Origin of the sequence: Kribbella sp. NPDC058245 (assembly GCF_042882005.1) — a bacterium.
Classification (GTDB): domain Bacteria; phylum Actinomycetota; class Actinomycetes; order Propionibacteriales; family Kribbellaceae; genus Kribbella.
This window is the reverse complement of the sequence record NZ_JBHVWY010000007.1, coordinates 86,091-101,439: the sequence shown is the minus strand read 5'-3', so window position 1 is coordinate 101,439 and position 15,349 is coordinate 86,091. Positions and strand designations below refer to the sequence as shown.

Sequence of the window (15,349 nt, the reverse complement as noted above, 5' to 3'; positions counted from 1 at the left end):
AATAGATTGAGTGTTCAACTACATTGATCACTGACATGACCACTCCTGTGCTGTACCTGAGCCACGGCGCACCCCCACTGGCCGACGACCGCCTCTGGACCGCCGAGCTGGCCGACGTCTCGGCCGGACTTGAGCGCCCGACCGCGACCCTGATCGTCTCCGCGCACTGGGAGGCCGCCCCGCTCACCCTCGCGGCGACCGAGACCGTGCCGCTCCTCTACGACTTCGGCGGCTTCCCCGAGCGCTACTACCAGGTCCAGTACGCCGCTCCCGGCGCCCCGCAGCTCGCCGACCAGGTCCGCAAGCTGCTGCACTCCCCCGGTACGCCGGTCTATGACGACCCGACTCGCGGTCTCGACCACGGCGCCTACGTCCCGCTCAAGGAGATGTACCCGGATGCCGACGTACCGGTCCTGCAGGTCTCGATGCCGACCCTCGACCCGACCGAACTCTTCCGCATCGGCCAGAAACTCGCGCCCCTGCGCGACCAAGGCGTCCTGATCATCGGCAGCGGCTTCACCACCCACAACCTGCGCGCCATGAACTTCGCCGCCGGCTCCGACGCCCCCGCCCCGAACTGGTCGATCGAGTTCGACGACTGGACCCGCCGCGCCCTCGCCTCCCAAGACGTCGACGCCCTCATCGACTTCCTCCACAAGGCCCCCGCCGCCACGATCGCCCACCCCCGCACCGAACACTTCGCCCCACTCTTCGTCACCCTAGGCGCAGCCGCCCACCAACTCCCCACAGCCGAAACCGTCATCGACGGCTTCTGGTACGGCCTCTCCAAACGCTCCTGGCAAATCGGCTAGCGTTTGCTGTCGTGACAGTGCGACCGTTCGATCCGTTGATCGACCTCGACGGTCTGTGGACCGTTGAACTGGCCCGACGCTACCTACCGATCGAAGGCATGCCCCCGACGCGCTACGAAGCCGACAACGGCAGACTTCGGATGAGCCCGCGTGAGGGCAGCGCGACTAGCTGGGCAGCAACGCATTTGGCCTTCGTACTCCACGAGCCGGCACTCGCTGCAGGCCACGCGGTCTACCTGGCGATGAATGTCCGCACCGATATCAACAGCTGGATCGAACCTGAGCTGATGATCCTGCATGAGGGTGTTCAGCAGCAGCACTGGATCGAGGGCGGCCAAGTGCTGTGCCCGATCGAGATCAGGTCGTCGTCCTCCTACAACCGGGACAGGATCGACAAGCCGGCGATGTGCGCCCAGCTGGGCATGCCTTACTACCTGTACGTCGAGATCCGGACGGACGAGGCCGAGGTGGAGCTGTTACGCCTTGGGAGCGACGGTCGGTACAGCACCCACGTACGCGCGCAGTCAGGCGAGCTCTTCGAGACCGCCGAGCCGTTTGCGATGAGTTTCGACCCGGCAGAGCTTCTCGAGTCCTACTGACGCGTCGGCGTGGGGAAGGTGGCTAGGGTTTCGGTGCCTAGGCTGGCTAGCCAGACTGTGCCGTTGTGTTCGCGGACGCCGGTGGGCATGCGGAAGTCGGGGTGGGTGCCGCGGAGGTCGTGGATGAGGGTGCCGGACTCGTCGTAGGCCTGGAGCTCGATGATGTCGGCGGGCTTGGGCTGGAGGGCGTCGGGGAGGGCCCAGACGAGTTTGCGCAGGATGGGCGGTTTGGGGAGGAGCAGGTCCAGGAGGGTGTTGCGGGGTGAGCCGATGGTGACCCAGATCAGGCCGTCGGAGCCGCGGGAGATGTTGTCGGGCAGGCCGGGGACACGGGCAAGTACGGCGGGCTCGGCGTCCGTCGTACTGAGGTCGAGTTTGTAGACGGCGTAGGTCGCGGTCTCGGCCCAGTAGAGGGTTTGGTGGTCGGCGCTGAGGGCTACGCCGTTGGGGAAGGCGCGGTGGGCGGCGAGGCGAGTCACTGCGCCGTCGGGGGTCAGGCGGTAGATGCTGCCGGTGGCGGAATGCTCAAGCAGGTCGCCCTTCCAGTTGTCGACGCCGAAGCGGGTGGACGAGTCGCTGAAGTAGATCGTGCCGTCGGGTGCGACGGCGGCGTTGTTGCAGAAGCGCATCGGGCGGCCGTCGATCTCGGTCAGGAGGGTCGCGACGCGACCGTCCTTGTCGACGGTGAGCAGGCCGCGGTTGGCGTCGCAGACGAGGACCTTGCCATCGGGCAGCCACTCCAGGCCGAGCGGTCGGCCGCCGGTGTCGGCGAGTGTGCTGATCGTGGTTCCGTCGGCGGAGACGCGCAGGATGCGGCCGTCGTCGAGGCCGGTCAGGACGCTGCCGTCCTCGTCGATCAACGCATCCTCAGGCCCATGACCCGGTACGGCGACAGTCGTCACGGCAAGGCTTGTCGGGTGCCGGACGGGGTCGGCGGGCGGCGGAGTCCAGCGCACAGGGGCGATCGAAGCCTTCATGCGCCGACTCTACAAGGAGTCAGATCCCCGGCACACAACGCGACAACCCGGACCGGCCACGTGGGCTGGTCCGGGTTTGTCCTGTCCGGGGTGGTGGGGTGGGGACAGTATTCAACACAGCGTTCGGTCAGAAGATGACTTCGCCGCGGGCACGCCGCGCGCGGAGCTTCTCCAGTGCCTCTTCGAGAATCTCGGCCGCCTCCGATTCGGAGCGCCGCTCCTTCACGTAGGCCAGGTGGGTCTTGTAGGGCTCGATCTTCGTCGGCGGCGGGGGGTTGTTCACATCGGTGCTGGTCGGCAGACCGCACCGCGGACAGTCCCACGCCTCCGGAACGGCTGCCTCGACCGCGAAGACGGTCGCCGTCTCGTGCCCGTTGGCACAGAAGAAGACGACACGCTGCCGGGGCGCGGTGTCGCCGCGCTCCGCTTCGCCCATCGGGCCGGCACCGACCCGGCTGCCACGAATCGCACTACCACCACCAGCCACGGGACCCTACCCCCTCAGCCGAGCTTGTAGAGCAGGCCGAGCGCGACGATGGAGGCGAACCAGATCAGGCCGACGCCGATCGTGATGCGGTCCAGGTTCCGCTCGGCGACCGAGGAACCGCCCAGGCTGGACGACACTCCCCCACCGAACAGGTCGGACAGGCCGCCACCGCGGCCTTTGTGCAGCAGCACGAGCAGCGTGAGGATGAGGCTGCAGATGAGCACGACGATAGAGAAAGCGAGGATCACGAGGAGTAGCCTAACTGAAGGTCCAGGTAACGGCAGATGCCGGCGAACTCGTCCACCTGGAGGCTCGCACCCCCAACAAGACAGCCGTCGACATCCGGTTGGGCCATGATGCCACCTGCACTGGCCATCTTCACCGATCCGCCGTAAAGAATCCGTACCGAGTCGGCCACCGAGGGTGAAATCGTCTCCTCGATCCGGGCCCGGATCGCCGAGTTGACCTCCTGGGCGTCCTCCGGGGTCGCGACCTCGCCGGTGCCGATCGCCCAGACCGGCTCGTAGGCGATGACGACCTTGCGGACGTCGTCCTGCTTCAGGCCGGCCAGCCCGGCGTCGACCTGGCTGAGCACGTGCTCGACCTGGCCGTTCTCCTTGCGGACCTCCAGACCCTCACCGACGCACATGATGGGGACCAGGCCCGCCTCGAGTGCCTTGGCGGTCTTGGCGTTGACCAGCGCGTCGTCCTCGCCGTGATACTGCCGGCGCTCCGAGTGCCCCGTCAGTACGTAGGTGCAGCCGAGCTTGCTCAGCATCGCGGCCGAGATCTCCCCGGTGAAGGCGCCGGCGTCCTTGGTCGACACGTCCTGCGCGCCGTACTTGATCTTCATCCGGTCACCGTCGACCAGCGTCTGCACGCTGCGGATGTCGGTGAACGGCGGCAGGACCGCCACCTCGACGCGCTCGAAGTCGTGCTTCTTGTCCTGCAGCGTCCACGACAGCTTCTGCAGCAGGTGCACGGCCTCAACGTGGTTGAGGTTCATCTTCCAGTTGCCCGCCATCAGCGGCGTACGGGCAGCTTCTGCCATCTGAGTCAGTCCTCTTCCAGTACGGCGAGTCCCGGGAGCTCCTTGCCCTCCAGGTACTCGAGGGATGCGCCGCCACCGGTGGAGATGTGGCCGAACGCATCGTCGGCGAAGCCTAGCTGCCGGACGGCGGCCGCGGAGTCACCGCCACCGACGACACTCAGGCCATCCACCTCGGTCAACGCCTGCGCGACGGCCTTGGTTCCACCCGCGAACGCCGCCATCTCGAAGACGCCCATCGGGCCGTTCCAGAACACCGTCTTCGCGCCGGCGACCTCGGCGGCGAACGCCTTGGCCGAGTCCGGGCCGATGTCCAGACCGAGCTGGTCGGCCGGGATCGCGTCCGCGGCCACGACGGTCGCGGGCGAGTCGGCCTTGAACTCCGGCGCCACCACGATGTCGGTCGGCAGCACGATCCGGTCGCCGGCCTCCTTCAGGTAGCCGCGGACGACGTCGAGCTGGTCCTCCTCGAGCAGGCTCTTGCCGACCTCGTGGCCTTGCGCCTTCAGGAAGGTGAACACCATGCCGCCACCGATCAGCAGCTTGTCGGCCTTGGCCAGCAGGTTGTCGATCACGGCGAGCTTGTCGGAGACCTTCGCGCCACCCAGTACGACGACGTACGGGCGGGCGGGGTCCTCGGTCAGCTTCTTCAGTACCTCGACCTCGGCGAGCACGAGCCCGCCGGCCGCGTGCGGCAGCTTGCGGGCCACGTCGTACACGCTGGCCTGCTTGCGGTGCACGACGCCGAAGCCGTCGCTGACGAAGACGTCGGCCAGGGCCGCGAGCTCGTCGGCCAACTGGTCGCGCTGCGCCTCGTCCTTGCTCTCCTCGCGGGCGTCGTACCGGACGTTCTCGAGCAGCAGGACCTCGCCCTCGTCCAGTTCCTGTACGGCGGTCTGGGCCGCGTCGCCGGTGACATCGGCGGCGAAGTGCACCGTGATGCCCTCGGGCTGCAGCAGCTCACCGAGCCGCTTGGCCACGGGTGCCAGCGTGTAGGCCGGGTTCGGCTCGCCCTTCGGGCGGCCGAGGTGCGCGGTCACGATCACCTTGGCGCCGGCCTTGGCCAGCTTCACCAGCGTCGGCAGCGAGGCGCGGATGCGGCCGTCGTCGCCGATCACGTCGTTCTTGATCGGTACGTTCAGGTCGGAGCGTACGAGAACGCGGAGTCCCGCGACATCTCCGAGGTCGTCGATGGTCTTCACAGTTCAGGGGTTCCTGTCTACGAAACAGGCATGCGCCCGAAGGAGGACACCAGGGTCACCCTCGAGCGCATGCTGGGAAGAAACGTCAGAGCGAGGTGCCGACGTAGTTGACCAGGTCGACGAGGCGGTTGGAGTAACCCCACTCGTTGTCGTACCAGCCGACGACCTTGACCTGGTTGCCCAGGACCTTGGTCAGGCCGGCGTCGAAGATGCAGGAGGCCGGGTCGGTGACGATGTCGCTCGACACGATCGGGTCCTCGGTGTAGCGCAGGTAGCCCTTGAGCGCGCCCTCGGCGGCGGCCTTGACGGCGGCGTTGACCTCTTCGACCGAGGTCTCCCGGCCGACGTTCACGGTCAGGTCGGTGGCGGAGCCGGTCGGCACCGGGACGCGCAGCGCGTAGCCGTCCAGCTTGCCCTTGAGCTCCGGCAGGACCAGGCCGATCGCCTTGGCGGCACCGGTCGAGGTCGGGACGACGTTGATCGCCGCGGCGCGGGCGCGACGCAGGTCGGAGTGCGGGCCGTCCTGCAGGTTCTGGTCCTGGGTGTAGGCGTGGACCGTGGTCATCAGGCCCTGCTGGATGACGAACTCGTCGTGGATGGCCTTGGCCATCGGGGCGAGGCAGTTCGTGGTGCAGGACGCGTTCGAGATGACGGTGTGCTTCTCGGCGTCGTACAGCTCGTGGTTGACGCCCATCACGATCGTCAGGTCCTCGTTCTTCGCCGGGGCGGAGATGATGACCTTCTTGGCGCCGTTGTCGGCGTGCGTCTTGGCCTTGGTGGCGTCGGTGAAGAAGCCGGTCGACTCGATCACGATGTCGGCGCCGACGTCGGACCACTTCAGGTTCGCCGGGTCGCGCTCGGCGAACGCCTTGAAGGTGTGGTCGCCGACCGAGATGTCGGTGTCGGTCGCCGAGACCTCACCGGGGAAACGGCCCAGGATCGAGTCGTACTTGAGCAGGTGGGCCAGCGTCTGGTTGTCGGTCAAGTCGTTGACGGCGACGACCTCGATGTCGGCACCGGACGCCTGCACGGCGCGGAAGAAGTTACGGCCGATCCGGCCGAAGCCGTTGATACCTACGCGTACGGTCACGGGACTACGTCTCCTCGAACTAGCGTTCCAGCACTGCTCTTCACCCCGAACATTAGCCCAACCGCCCACCGGGCCAACTGGTGCTATCCACAGCAGACCACCGTGGTACGCGCGTCATTCGTGGTCCAGACCACCCAGACGTGCGAAGACCCCGGGAACCTCCCGGGGTCTTCAGGTGAATACCAGTTGACGCAGTGGTGATCACCTCAGGCCGGGTCGAGCATCTCCGGGGTGAGGTTGGCCTCGGTGTTCGGGATGCCGAGGTCGCTCGCGCGCTTGTCGGCCATCGCCAGCAGGCGGCGGATGCGGCCCGCGACCGCGTCCTTCGTCAGCGCGGGCTCGTGCAGCTGGCCGAGCTCTTCGAGGCTGGCCTGCTTGTGCTCCAGCCGCAGCTTGCCGGCGATCTGCAGGTGATCGGGTACGTCGTCGCCCAGGATCTCCAGCGCACGCTCGACCCGAGCACCGGCCGCGACCGCGGCACGAGCGGAGCGACGGAGGTTCGCGTCGTCGAAGTTGGCCAGCCGGTTCGCGGTCGCACGGACCTCGCGACGCATCCGGCGCTCTTCCCAGGCCAGCACCGACTCGTGCGCACCCAGGCGGGTCAGCAAGGCGCCGATCGCGTCACCGTCGCGGATCACCACGCGGTCGACGTTTCGCACCTCACGAGCCTTGGAACCGATCCCCAGCCGACGCGCAGCGCCAACCAGCGCCAACGCGGCCTCCGGGCCCGGGCAGGTCACCTCGAGCGAGGACGAGCGGCCCGGCTCGGTCAGCGAACCGTGGGCCAGGAACGCACCACGCCAGGCAGCCACCGCATCGCAGGAAGCGCCCGACACCACTGCCGGCGGCAGGCCGCGGACCGGACGGCCGCGGTTGTCGACCAGTCCGGTCTGGCGAGCCAGCGCATCACCGTCACGAACGACCCGGACGACGTACTTGGTCTGCTTCCGGATTCCGGACGGGGAGATCACCACCACGTCCGACGGGTGCCCGAAGATCTCGGCGATGTCCTTGCGCAGCCGGCGCGCGGCCGCGCCGCTGTCCAGCTCGGCCTCCACGACGATCCGGCCCGAGACCAGGTGCAGTCCTCCCGCGAAGCGCAGCACGGACGACACCTCGGCCTTGCGGCAACAGGGTTTCGTGACCTGGATGCTGGTCAACTCGGACTTCACCTGTGCTGTCATCGCCATAGAAGGCATCCTCCCACCGTTGTCAAAGACCCTCGCCGCCCCGTCCAACTGTGCCCGGTGGGAGTGCGTTACGCGGGCTCGCCGCCCAGGAACGGCAACAGCGCTTCGGCCGACCTGCGCCCGTCGTGCAGATCCCGGACGTAGCGTGGGCCGGCGTCGGCGATCTTCCGGGCCTCGTCACGTTCGTGGACCAGTCGCTCGATCACCTCGGCCAGGTCGTCCGGCGTCGCCTCCACGATCGGCAGGTCCGTCGGCAACAGCTCCCGGATCCGATCCGGGACGTACCCGACGGTCACGCGCCCGGCTGCCATCGCTTCACAGGCGGTGACGCCGTACAAGCCGAGCAGCAGCTGCTCGACGACGATGTCGGCGTTCCGCACCATCTCGGCGAGCTCCGCGTGCGCCACCTTCTGCACCCGCTGGTACTGGATCAGACCCTGCGCGTCCAGGTCGGCCAGCACCGGATCGATGGACGACGAGCCCTTGAGCGGGCCCGAGGTGGGGGCGTGCAGGACCACCGGGATCTTGCGATCGAGCACCGGACGGTTCGATGCGAAGCCCTCGACGTCGATCGCCAGCGGGAGCCAGATGCCGTTGTCCACGAACTCCAGCAGGTCCGGTGTGGAGACGAAGACCGGGCCCTGGTAGCTCTGCAGGTTGCGGCGGACCATGTCGTTCGCCGCCTGCAGCCGCTGGGTCAGATCGTCGTTCGGGTCCTTGAACGGTGAATGGCGATGGCGCGCCCGGTGCAGGGCGGGGTCACGGATCTCCGAGCCGTGGAACAGGACGGCGTGCCTGATCCCAGCCTCTTCGAGCATCGGCACCTCGCTGGTCCACATCTGCCCGCTGACGGCCCCGAACATCGTCCGCCCCGCCTCGAAGATCACGTGGGTGACGTCGTGGAGCACATGCGCGGTCAGCTCCAGCTGCCACCGCAGGTCGGAGCGGTACTGCTCCTCGGTGGCAGTGCGGTGCACCGGGAAGCGGAACGCGGCGCTGCTGATGGACAGCGACTCCGCGGTGACGCCCATCAGATTGTGGTTGACCGCGGTGGACCACAGGTAGGCCTGCCCCGCGCTGTTCAACGGTCCGATCAGCAGCTGCCGGTCGGTCTTCGTGCGGTCCTTGGTGGCGGCCTCGAACCGCTTACCGGTCAGCTCGCCGTACAGCGCGCGCAGCGTCGACCCGCCGGCCGGATCAGCGGTGATCACCCGATCGGCGGCTCCGATGTATTCGGCTTCGTGGTTCGCCCAGGCCGCGGCGGAGCGCCGGGTCCGGGCGCCGAGTCCGGCGACGTGTTCGTGGGCGTCGTACACGACCTTGAGGTCGTGGCCACGAAGCTTCGCGCGACCTGCCGCACGGACCGCGACACCGATCACGTGCACACCGTGCGCGTGCACGACATCCGGCTTCAGGAGATCGATCAGGTCGCCGAAGGCGGTCTCCAGGTCGAACGCCTCCGGGTGCAGTGTGCGCCACGGCGCGGGCCAGGGCAGCCGGTGCACCACCGCGTCGTACGCCCGCCAGCCGGCCGTGAACGACCTGTCGGCCGAGCTGCCGAGGCCCTTGCGCAGCCGGGCCGCCCGCTGGGCGACTCGCCAGCGTGCCCTGCGGAGCCGCCGTACGGCGACGCCGGCCTTGAACGTCAGCAGTCCGGCCCAACCAGACCTCGCCCGCGCGGTCGCGGCGCCCGAAGCTGCCTTCACCTCCATCAGCTCGGCGCGGATCCGCGCAGTGCGGGCTGCATACGTCGACGCGTGCCGGTAGCCGAGGAGCGGCGGACGCCAGTCCCGCTTCGCGTTCCGGCTGCGTGTGCGCTCCGTGCGCAGCGAGTACGGCACCGCCACCCGGACGATCGTCGCGCGGCCGAGCGGCTCCTTCGACGGCAGGCCATTGGCCGCGACACCGAGCACGGTCACCTCGGCTCCGGTCGCGGCCAGCGCCGCGGCCTCCCTGCGGACGCGGCGGTCGCAAGTGACATCGTTGGCAACCACCATCACCACGCGCACGTCGGTACTGGTACGCATCACTTCTCCATCGGTTCGTCACACATCATCGGGCCTGGTCCGCTGCGCGGTGTCACAGTCCGAGGATCGTGCGGATCTCCTTCTCCCACCGGTCGTCCTCGACCGGGACCTGCTGCTCGAGGTCCGTGCCGAGAAGCTCGGCGTACAACGCCCGGAGGTGGTCCGACTGCACCTCCCACGACACTTCCCGGAGGAGATCGGGCCGGGCGACGTTCTCGCGGTAGCCGGCCTGAGTGGCCAGTACCTGCCGGACGGCGACCGCCAGGTCGTACGGGTCCTCCGCCGTGAAGACCTCACCGATCCCGGTCCGGCCGACGAACTCGTGCAGGCTCGGCATGTCGCTGGTCACCACCGGCAAGCCGGCGAACAGGTACTCGAAGACCTTGTTCGGCAGTGCCATCTCGTGGCTGGGGAACCGCAGGATCGGGATGAGGCCGATATCAGCCGTCCGCAGGAACGGAACAACGTCCGCCGGCGCCACCGGTTCGAGGTAGTGCACCCGGTGCTCGACGCCGACCTTCGCCGCCAGCTTCTTCAGCGCCGTCACCGAACGCATGTCGACTTTCGGTACGCAGACGACAGCGAGGTGCACGTCCGGCAGGTCCGGCAACGCCTCGATCGCGGTCTCGACTCCACGCGCCCGGGTGATGCCGCCGGAGTACACCATCAGCGGCGTCGTGTCCGGCAGGCCGATGCGCTCCCGGATGCCGGTCACCGCGGCGTCGGCGCCGCTGCCGGCCGCCAACGCCGGGCTGTTCATCACCACGGTCGGTTCGAGCGGCAGGTCGTGCCGCTTCCGCAAGGCCCGGGCGATCGCCGGGCTGACGGTGATCACCCGATCCATCTGCCGGATGTACTCCGACTCGTGCTGCGCCCAGGCGGCGATGAAACGAGGCGTCCGTCCCCCGTACTGCGAGAGCCCGGGCACGTACTCGTGCGCGTCGTACACGGTCTTCACCTCGCGGCCGCGCAGACTCGCGCGCCCCGCCGCACGAGCCGCGACACCGATGATGTGCATGTCGTGCGCGTGGATCGCGGCCGGCTCGATCCGGTCCAGCACCGGACCCAGCATCGCCTCGTAGTCGTAGGCCTCCGGGATCTCGGTCCGCCAACTGACGCTGCGGTCGTCGCGGGACATGCTCGCGTCCCAGCGCTGCCAGTAGCCGTTGGCCCAGCGCGACTGCCGCCGGGCGAGTCTCGTCCGGGCCTTCACACTCAGCCGGGCGACCTGCCAGCGCTTCTGCGCCAGCAGGCGGCCGGCGACACCGATCTTGAACGGCACGGTTCCGACCTGTCCGGCCTTCCGCGACCGCACCGCGTGCCCGGACTCTGCCTTGAGGTCGCCCAGCCGGGCGTTGATCCGCGCGGAGCGCGCGGCCAGCGCAGCCGCCGGCTCCCCGGTCATCAGCCGCCTGGCCCGCCGGAGCGCCCGGCGCCTGGTCCGCTCGTCCCGCAGGACGAAACGGCCCTCGACCAGCACGCGGAGAACGCCGTTGTCCAGGCGCTCGACCGTGGCCGGTCCCTCGCGCGCCACACCGAACAATGTGACCCTGACACCACCTCGTGCCAACGCGTCGGCCTCCTTCAGCACCCGCGTGTCGTTGGCGGTGTCATTGGCTACGACCATTGCTACGTGTGGCGCGATCCTGTCCGTCAACTCTGCTCCATTCCAGCCCGTATCAGCACCGGGCATGCGTCATCGACTGCGGGGCCGGCCGGGCTCGACCAGCGCCAGGGGTGTCCGACACGCCCTGTTCCCAATGGGTAGTAGACGAAGGCCAGGTGCGAACAGGTTGCATCAGGCCCCGATATCCGCGCCTGGTCCGTAGGATGGCCAGCACGTTCGACCCGCGAACCGCAGAACGGACGACACCCCGTCCTGGCGGCAGGACGTCCAACTCCTCCCGGGTTCATTGCAACCCAACCCCCGATCGGCTGCGTTCCTTCCCCGACAGCACGAGAGGAGGGGCATGAGAGCACGAGACGACGCCGAGTTCACCGAGTTCGCCGCGACGATGATCCGGCCACTGCGCCGTACGGCGTTCCTGATGTGTGGTGACTGGCATCGCGCGGAGGACGCGGCCCAGGACGCCCTGGTGAAGGTATACCGCCGGTGGAACCGGATCGAACGCCGAGAAGGTGTCCGGAGTTATGCCCACCGGGCCGTGGTCACCTCGGTCCTCGACCAGGGCCGCAAACCGTGGCGACGCGAACGCCTGAACGATCCCGACGACGCGGCACTGGTCGTGCCCGACGTCGGCGGACCGGTCGACAACCGGCTGATGGTGGTCAAGGCCCTCGCCCAGCTTCCGCCCAGTCAGCGTGCCTGCGTGGTCCTGCGCTACTACAACGACCTCAGCGTCGACGAGACCGCCGACATCCTCGGCGTCAGCGCGGGCGGCGTGAAGAGCCAGACCTCCCGCGGTCTCGACCGCCTCCGCCAGCTAATCGGCCATCCCGAAAGGAGCGCCTCGTGAGTAACGACATCGAACGACTGCTGACCGCCGCTGCCGACGACACCGACCAGCCGCTGAACACCGACATCGACACCATCCTCGCCCGCGGCCGCCGCTCCGTACGGCGTGGCCGGCTCGCCGCCGGCGCCACCGCGACCCTGACCGCGATCGCAGTCATCGGTGGCTTCACCGTCTGGTCGAACACACTCAACCAGGGCGACGGCGCGGCCGGTACGCCGAAGAGCCAGACCATCACCGTCAACGCCAAGACCGGGCAGATCGTGGACAACGAGTCCGGTACGACGGCCACCGCGCCGCCGCCGGTCAGCCCGCTGTCCGACGCCGAGGTGCTGAAACGCTGCCAGACAGCCGCCCCGAGGTCTTTCCAGAGAACGGTGGCCGACAAGGCCGGACCGGTCGACACGCGCTGGAAGATCATCCTCAAGAGCGGGGACCAGAATCGCTTGCAAGCGCTGTTCCTGTCGCCTGACAAGTCGATCGTGTTCGACTGCACGATGCAGGACGCGAAGCGGCCGCTGACGTTCGGGCGCTACAGCACCGTCCTACCCGGGACACCCGACCCGGACAATGCCCCCAGCGGGCCGCAGGCCGCCACGGCCGAGGTCATGATCCCGGTCGAAGGCGTCAGCCAGGTTCTGGTGAATCTCGCCGGCGAGAAGGCTCCCCGGCAGGCACTCGTCGCGGCCAGCGGCTTCTACACGCTCGGCTACCCCGACTGGTTCAAGACGGACAAGTCCAACTACGACGCGAAGTTGGGACGGTTCATCCCGCCCATCCAGCGGATCAGGGCGTACGACGCGAAGGGCAAGCGGGTGTACGAGTGGACGTACACCAAACCCGCACCGCCGGTGCAGGTCCCGCCGGATGTGAAGATCAAGACGTCCGACCCGATCGAGCCGCGGACCGTGCTGACGAAGGATCCCGAGACCGGGAAGCCGCTGGCCGTCGTACCGACCAGCCCGTTGAGCGACGAGCAGGTCCGCACGCAGTGCAAGAAGCCGGACGACGCGTTCTTCGACGGTCCCGGCTTCGGGCTGCCGAAGCCGGACCCGGACATCGACCCACGGATCAACGGCGCCGGACGGATCAGCCCGCAGTGGCCGGTCGCACTGAAGGTCGGGAGCGACAAGCGGTTCACCGCGCTGCTGGTCTCCCCCGGTCAGAACGTCGTGGCCTGGTGCTACCGGGCTGAGCAGGACGCCTACGACTACACGCGCCACGGAGTCCAGGCCGACGGCACGTTCGGCGACCCCACCATGGACGAGTTCTCCCGCTGGGCCATGGTTCCGCAGGGCGTCGCCCAGATCATCGTGGACCTGCCCACCGGGCCGGTGCGCGCGGCGATCTCCAACGGCTACTACCTCTGGGGCACGACCGGCGGCAGTGAGAACTTCAAGAAGGTCCGGGTCCGCGGGTACGACGCGGACGCCAAGCTGGTCTACGACAAGAAGATCACTGTCGACGCCAGCTAGACGAGGAGCTCGCGATACACCTTCGTGAGTTTGTCGGGGGCGTGGTGGAGGTGCTGGTCATCGTCGGCAATGTCGGCGATGACCAGCTCCGCTCCGAGGGACTGCGCCGTACGGCGTAGGGACTCGGGGTCGGGGACATGGCCTTCGTCGGCGAGGACGACGTCGATGCGCAGATCCGGAGCGTGGGCGGCGAGAACCTCGAGGTGGGTCTCGGGTGAGAAGCCGTCGGTCTCGCCCTTCTGCTCTCCCAGGTTCAAGGTCAGCAGGCGGCGGGCGCTCGTCTGCTCGAGACCGCGGCACAACGCCGGAACGAGCAGGTTCGGGATGACCGAGGTGAACCACGAGCCTGGTCCGACGACGACCCAGTCAGCCTCCGCGATGGCCACCAGAGCCTCGGGACAGGCCGGCGGGTCGGCAGGGTCGAGGGCGACGTCGACGACGTGACCGTTGGTGGTCGCGACCTCGGCCTGGCCGCGGATCTCGGTCAGCGCCTCGGGGTGGTCGGGATCGAGACCGATCACGCGGGCGGTGATGTCCAGCGGTACGGCGGACATCGGGAGCACCCGGCCTTGGGCGCCGAGCAGCCGGCCGACCCAGTCGAGGCCGTCGACGGCCTCGCCGAGCAGCTCCCACAGGGCGACGATCAGCAGGTTGCCGACGGCGTGGTCGTGCAGCTCGCCGTTGCTGCGGAAGCGGTGCTGCAGGACGTTGGCCCAGGTGCGGCCCCACTCGTCGTCACGGCACAGCGCCGCGAGCGCCATCCGCAGGTCACCCGGCGGCAGCACCCCCAGCTCTTTGCGGAGCCGGCCGGACGAGCCGCCGTTGTCGGCGACGGTCACGATGGCGGTCAGCTGATCGGTCACATGCCGCAGGGCGGACAGCGAGGCCGCCAGGCCGTGCCCTCCCCCTAGTGCGACGACCCCAGGCCTTCGCAGGCCCAGAGCTCGCCCACCGGACAAGACTCCAGACGTCTCGAGCCCGCGCTCTTCGCGGGCGGGGCTCCTTCGGGGGTCTGGGGGTCGCCCCCCAGATAACACCGGAGAGTCCTCAAGCCCGCGCTCTTCGCGGGCAGGGCTCTGCCGAGGACTCGTCCCCGTCACTCGCGTCCTAGATCCCGGTGAACGACCAAGGTCGGTGAACCCTTCTCGCGCAGTCTGCGGGCGATCTCCTCCGACATCGCGACGCTGCGGTGCTTACCCCCGGTGCAGCCGATCGCGACGGTGACGAAGCGCTTGCCCTCGTTCAGGTAGCCGGTCCGCAGGGTGTCCAGCACGTCCGAGTAGTTCTGCAGGAACTGCTGGGCCAGCGGATGGCCGAGCACGAAGTCTGACACAGGCTTGTCCTGCCCGGTCATCGGGCGCAGGTCGGGCTGCCAGTACGGGTTCGGGATGAAGCGCATGTCGGCGACCACGTCGGCGTCGACCGGGATGCCGTACTTGAAGCCGAACGAGACCACGGTCGCCCGCAGCTCGGCGTTCTCCTCGTCACCGAAGGCGTTCACGATCTTCGCGGCGAGCTGGTGGACGTTCATGTTCGAGGTGTCGATGACCAGGTCGGCACCGGCCCGGATGTCGCCGAGCAGCTCACGCTCACGCTGGATCCCGGTCAGCAGCCGGCCCTCGCCCTGCAACGGGTGCGGCCGGCGCACGCCCTCCTGCCGGCGCACGATCACGTCGTCGGAGGCCTCCAGGAACAGGGTCAGCGGCCGGTAGCCCTTCACCCGCAGGTCGTGCAGCGACGAGCTCAGCTCGTCGAAGAACATCCCGGTCCGGACGTCGACCACGACCGCCAGCCGCGGTTGGGTCCCGGTGCCGATCGTCTGCTCGACCATCGTGGTCAGGAACATCGGCGGCAGGTTGTCGACCACGAACCAGCCGAGGTCCTCCAGCACGTCCGCAACCGAACTCCGCCCCGCGCCGGACATCCCGGTCACGATGATCAGGTTGCCGCTCGTGTCGTCCATCAGTT

General features: G+C 68.5%; 15 protein-coding genes. 4 read left to right on the top strand and 11 right to left on the bottom strand.

Going from position 1 to position 15,349, the window contains the following annotated elements:
* Nucleotides 1-35: 35 nt before the first annotated feature.
* Together ACFVWG_RS18245 and ACFVWG_RS18240 are read left to right on the top strand one after the other, a co-directional pair.
* Complete coding sequence (locus ACFVWG_RS18245; RefSeq protein WP_391544468.1) at nucleotides 36-812, top strand: dioxygenase; 777 nt, start codon at nucleotides 36-38, stop codon at nucleotides 810-812.
* Between the two features lie 11 nt (nucleotides 813-823).
* Nucleotides 824-1,411, top strand: a complete 588-nt coding sequence (locus ACFVWG_RS18240; RefSeq protein ID WP_391544467.1) for a Uma2 family endonuclease — start codon at nucleotides 824-826, stop codon at nucleotides 1,409-1,411.
* Here the strand turns inward: ACFVWG_RS18240 and ACFVWG_RS18235 are convergent.
* The 9 genes from ACFVWG_RS18235 to ACFVWG_RS18195 all read right to left on the bottom strand — a co-directional run bounded on the left by ACFVWG_RS18235 (nucleotide 1,405) and on the right by ACFVWG_RS18195 (nucleotide 11,089).
* Nucleotides 1,405-2,388, bottom strand: coding sequence for an SMP-30/gluconolactonase/LRE family protein (locus tag ACFVWG_RS18235; protein WP_391544466.1), 984 nt, complete (start codon nucleotides 2,386-2,388; stop codon nucleotides 1,405-1,407). The genes ACFVWG_RS18240 and ACFVWG_RS18235 overlap by 7 nt on opposite strands.
* A 127-nt stretch (nucleotides 2,389-2,515) precedes the next feature.
* Nucleotides 2,516-2,875 (bottom strand): RNA polymerase-binding protein RbpA, encoded by a 360-nt coding sequence (locus ACFVWG_RS18230; RefSeq protein WP_391544465.1) that lies wholly within the window; start codon nucleotides 2,873-2,875, stop codon nucleotides 2,516-2,518.
* 14 nt (nucleotides 2,876-2,889) lie between these two features.
* Complete coding sequence (gene secG, locus ACFVWG_RS18225; RefSeq protein WP_132169095.1) at nucleotides 2,890-3,123, bottom strand: preprotein translocase subunit SecG; 234 nt, start codon at nucleotides 3,121-3,123, stop codon at nucleotides 2,890-2,892.
* Nucleotides 3,120-3,926 (bottom strand): triose-phosphate isomerase, encoded by an 807-nt coding sequence (gene tpiA / locus ACFVWG_RS18220; protein ID WP_391544464.1) that lies wholly within the window; start codon nucleotides 3,924-3,926, stop codon nucleotides 3,120-3,122. Before tpiA ends, secG begins: the two co-directional genes overlap by 4 nt.
* Nucleotides 3,927-3,931: 5 nt before the next feature.
* Nucleotides 3,932-5,125, bottom strand: coding sequence for a phosphoglycerate kinase (locus ACFVWG_RS18215; protein WP_391544463.1), 1,194 nt, complete (start codon nucleotides 5,123-5,125; stop codon nucleotides 3,932-3,934).
* 85 nt (nucleotides 5,126-5,210) lie between these two features.
* A complete protein-coding gene (gene gap / locus ACFVWG_RS18210) occupies nucleotides 5,211-6,215 on the bottom strand; it encodes a type I glyceraldehyde-3-phosphate dehydrogenase (RefSeq protein ID WP_391544462.1) in 1,005 nt (334 codons plus the stop codon).
* Nucleotides 6,216-6,421: 206 nt separating this feature from the next.
* Complete coding sequence (gene whiA, locus ACFVWG_RS18205) at nucleotides 6,422-7,405, bottom strand: DNA-binding protein WhiA (protein WP_391544461.1); 984 nt, start codon at nucleotides 7,403-7,405, stop codon at nucleotides 6,422-6,424.
* Between the two features lie 68 nt (nucleotides 7,406-7,473).
* Nucleotides 7,474-9,432, bottom strand: coding sequence for a glycosyltransferase (locus ACFVWG_RS18200; protein WP_391544460.1), 1,959 nt, complete (start codon nucleotides 9,430-9,432; stop codon nucleotides 7,474-7,476).
* Nucleotides 9,433-9,484: 52 nt separating this feature from the next.
* A complete protein-coding gene (locus ACFVWG_RS18195; RefSeq protein WP_391544459.1) occupies nucleotides 9,485-11,089 on the bottom strand; it encodes a glycosyltransferase family 4 protein in 1,605 nt (534 codons plus the stop codon).
* A 313-nt stretch (nucleotides 11,090-11,402) separates the two neighbouring features.
* On the opposite strand from ACFVWG_RS18195, the gene ACFVWG_RS18190 reads away from it, so the two are divergent.
* Together ACFVWG_RS18190 and ACFVWG_RS18185 are read left to right on the top strand one after the other, a co-directional pair.
* A complete protein-coding gene (locus ACFVWG_RS18190; protein WP_391544458.1) occupies nucleotides 11,403-11,909 on the top strand; it encodes a SigE family RNA polymerase sigma factor in 507 nt (168 codons plus the stop codon).
* A complete protein-coding gene (locus ACFVWG_RS18185) occupies nucleotides 11,906-13,381 on the top strand; it encodes a hypothetical protein (protein ID WP_391544457.1) in 1,476 nt (491 codons plus the stop codon). Before ACFVWG_RS18190 ends, ACFVWG_RS18185 begins: the two co-directional genes overlap by 4 nt.
* On the opposite strand, the gene yvcK is transcribed toward ACFVWG_RS18185, so the two are convergent.
* A complete protein-coding gene (yvcK, locus tag ACFVWG_RS18180; protein WP_391544784.1) occupies nucleotides 13,378-14,322 on the bottom strand; it encodes a uridine diphosphate-N-acetylglucosamine-binding protein YvcK in 945 nt (314 codons plus the stop codon). The genes ACFVWG_RS18185 and yvcK overlap by 4 nt on opposite strands.
* A gap of 155 nt (nucleotides 14,323-14,477) precedes the next feature.
* Nucleotides 14,478-15,344 carry an RNase adapter RapZ gene (gene rapZ, locus ACFVWG_RS18175; protein ID WP_391544456.1) on the bottom strand — a complete coding sequence of 289 codons (867 nt, stop codon included), beginning with the start codon at nucleotides 15,342-15,344 and terminating at the stop codon, nucleotides 14,478-14,480.
* Nucleotides 15,345-15,349: the final 5 nt, after the last annotated feature.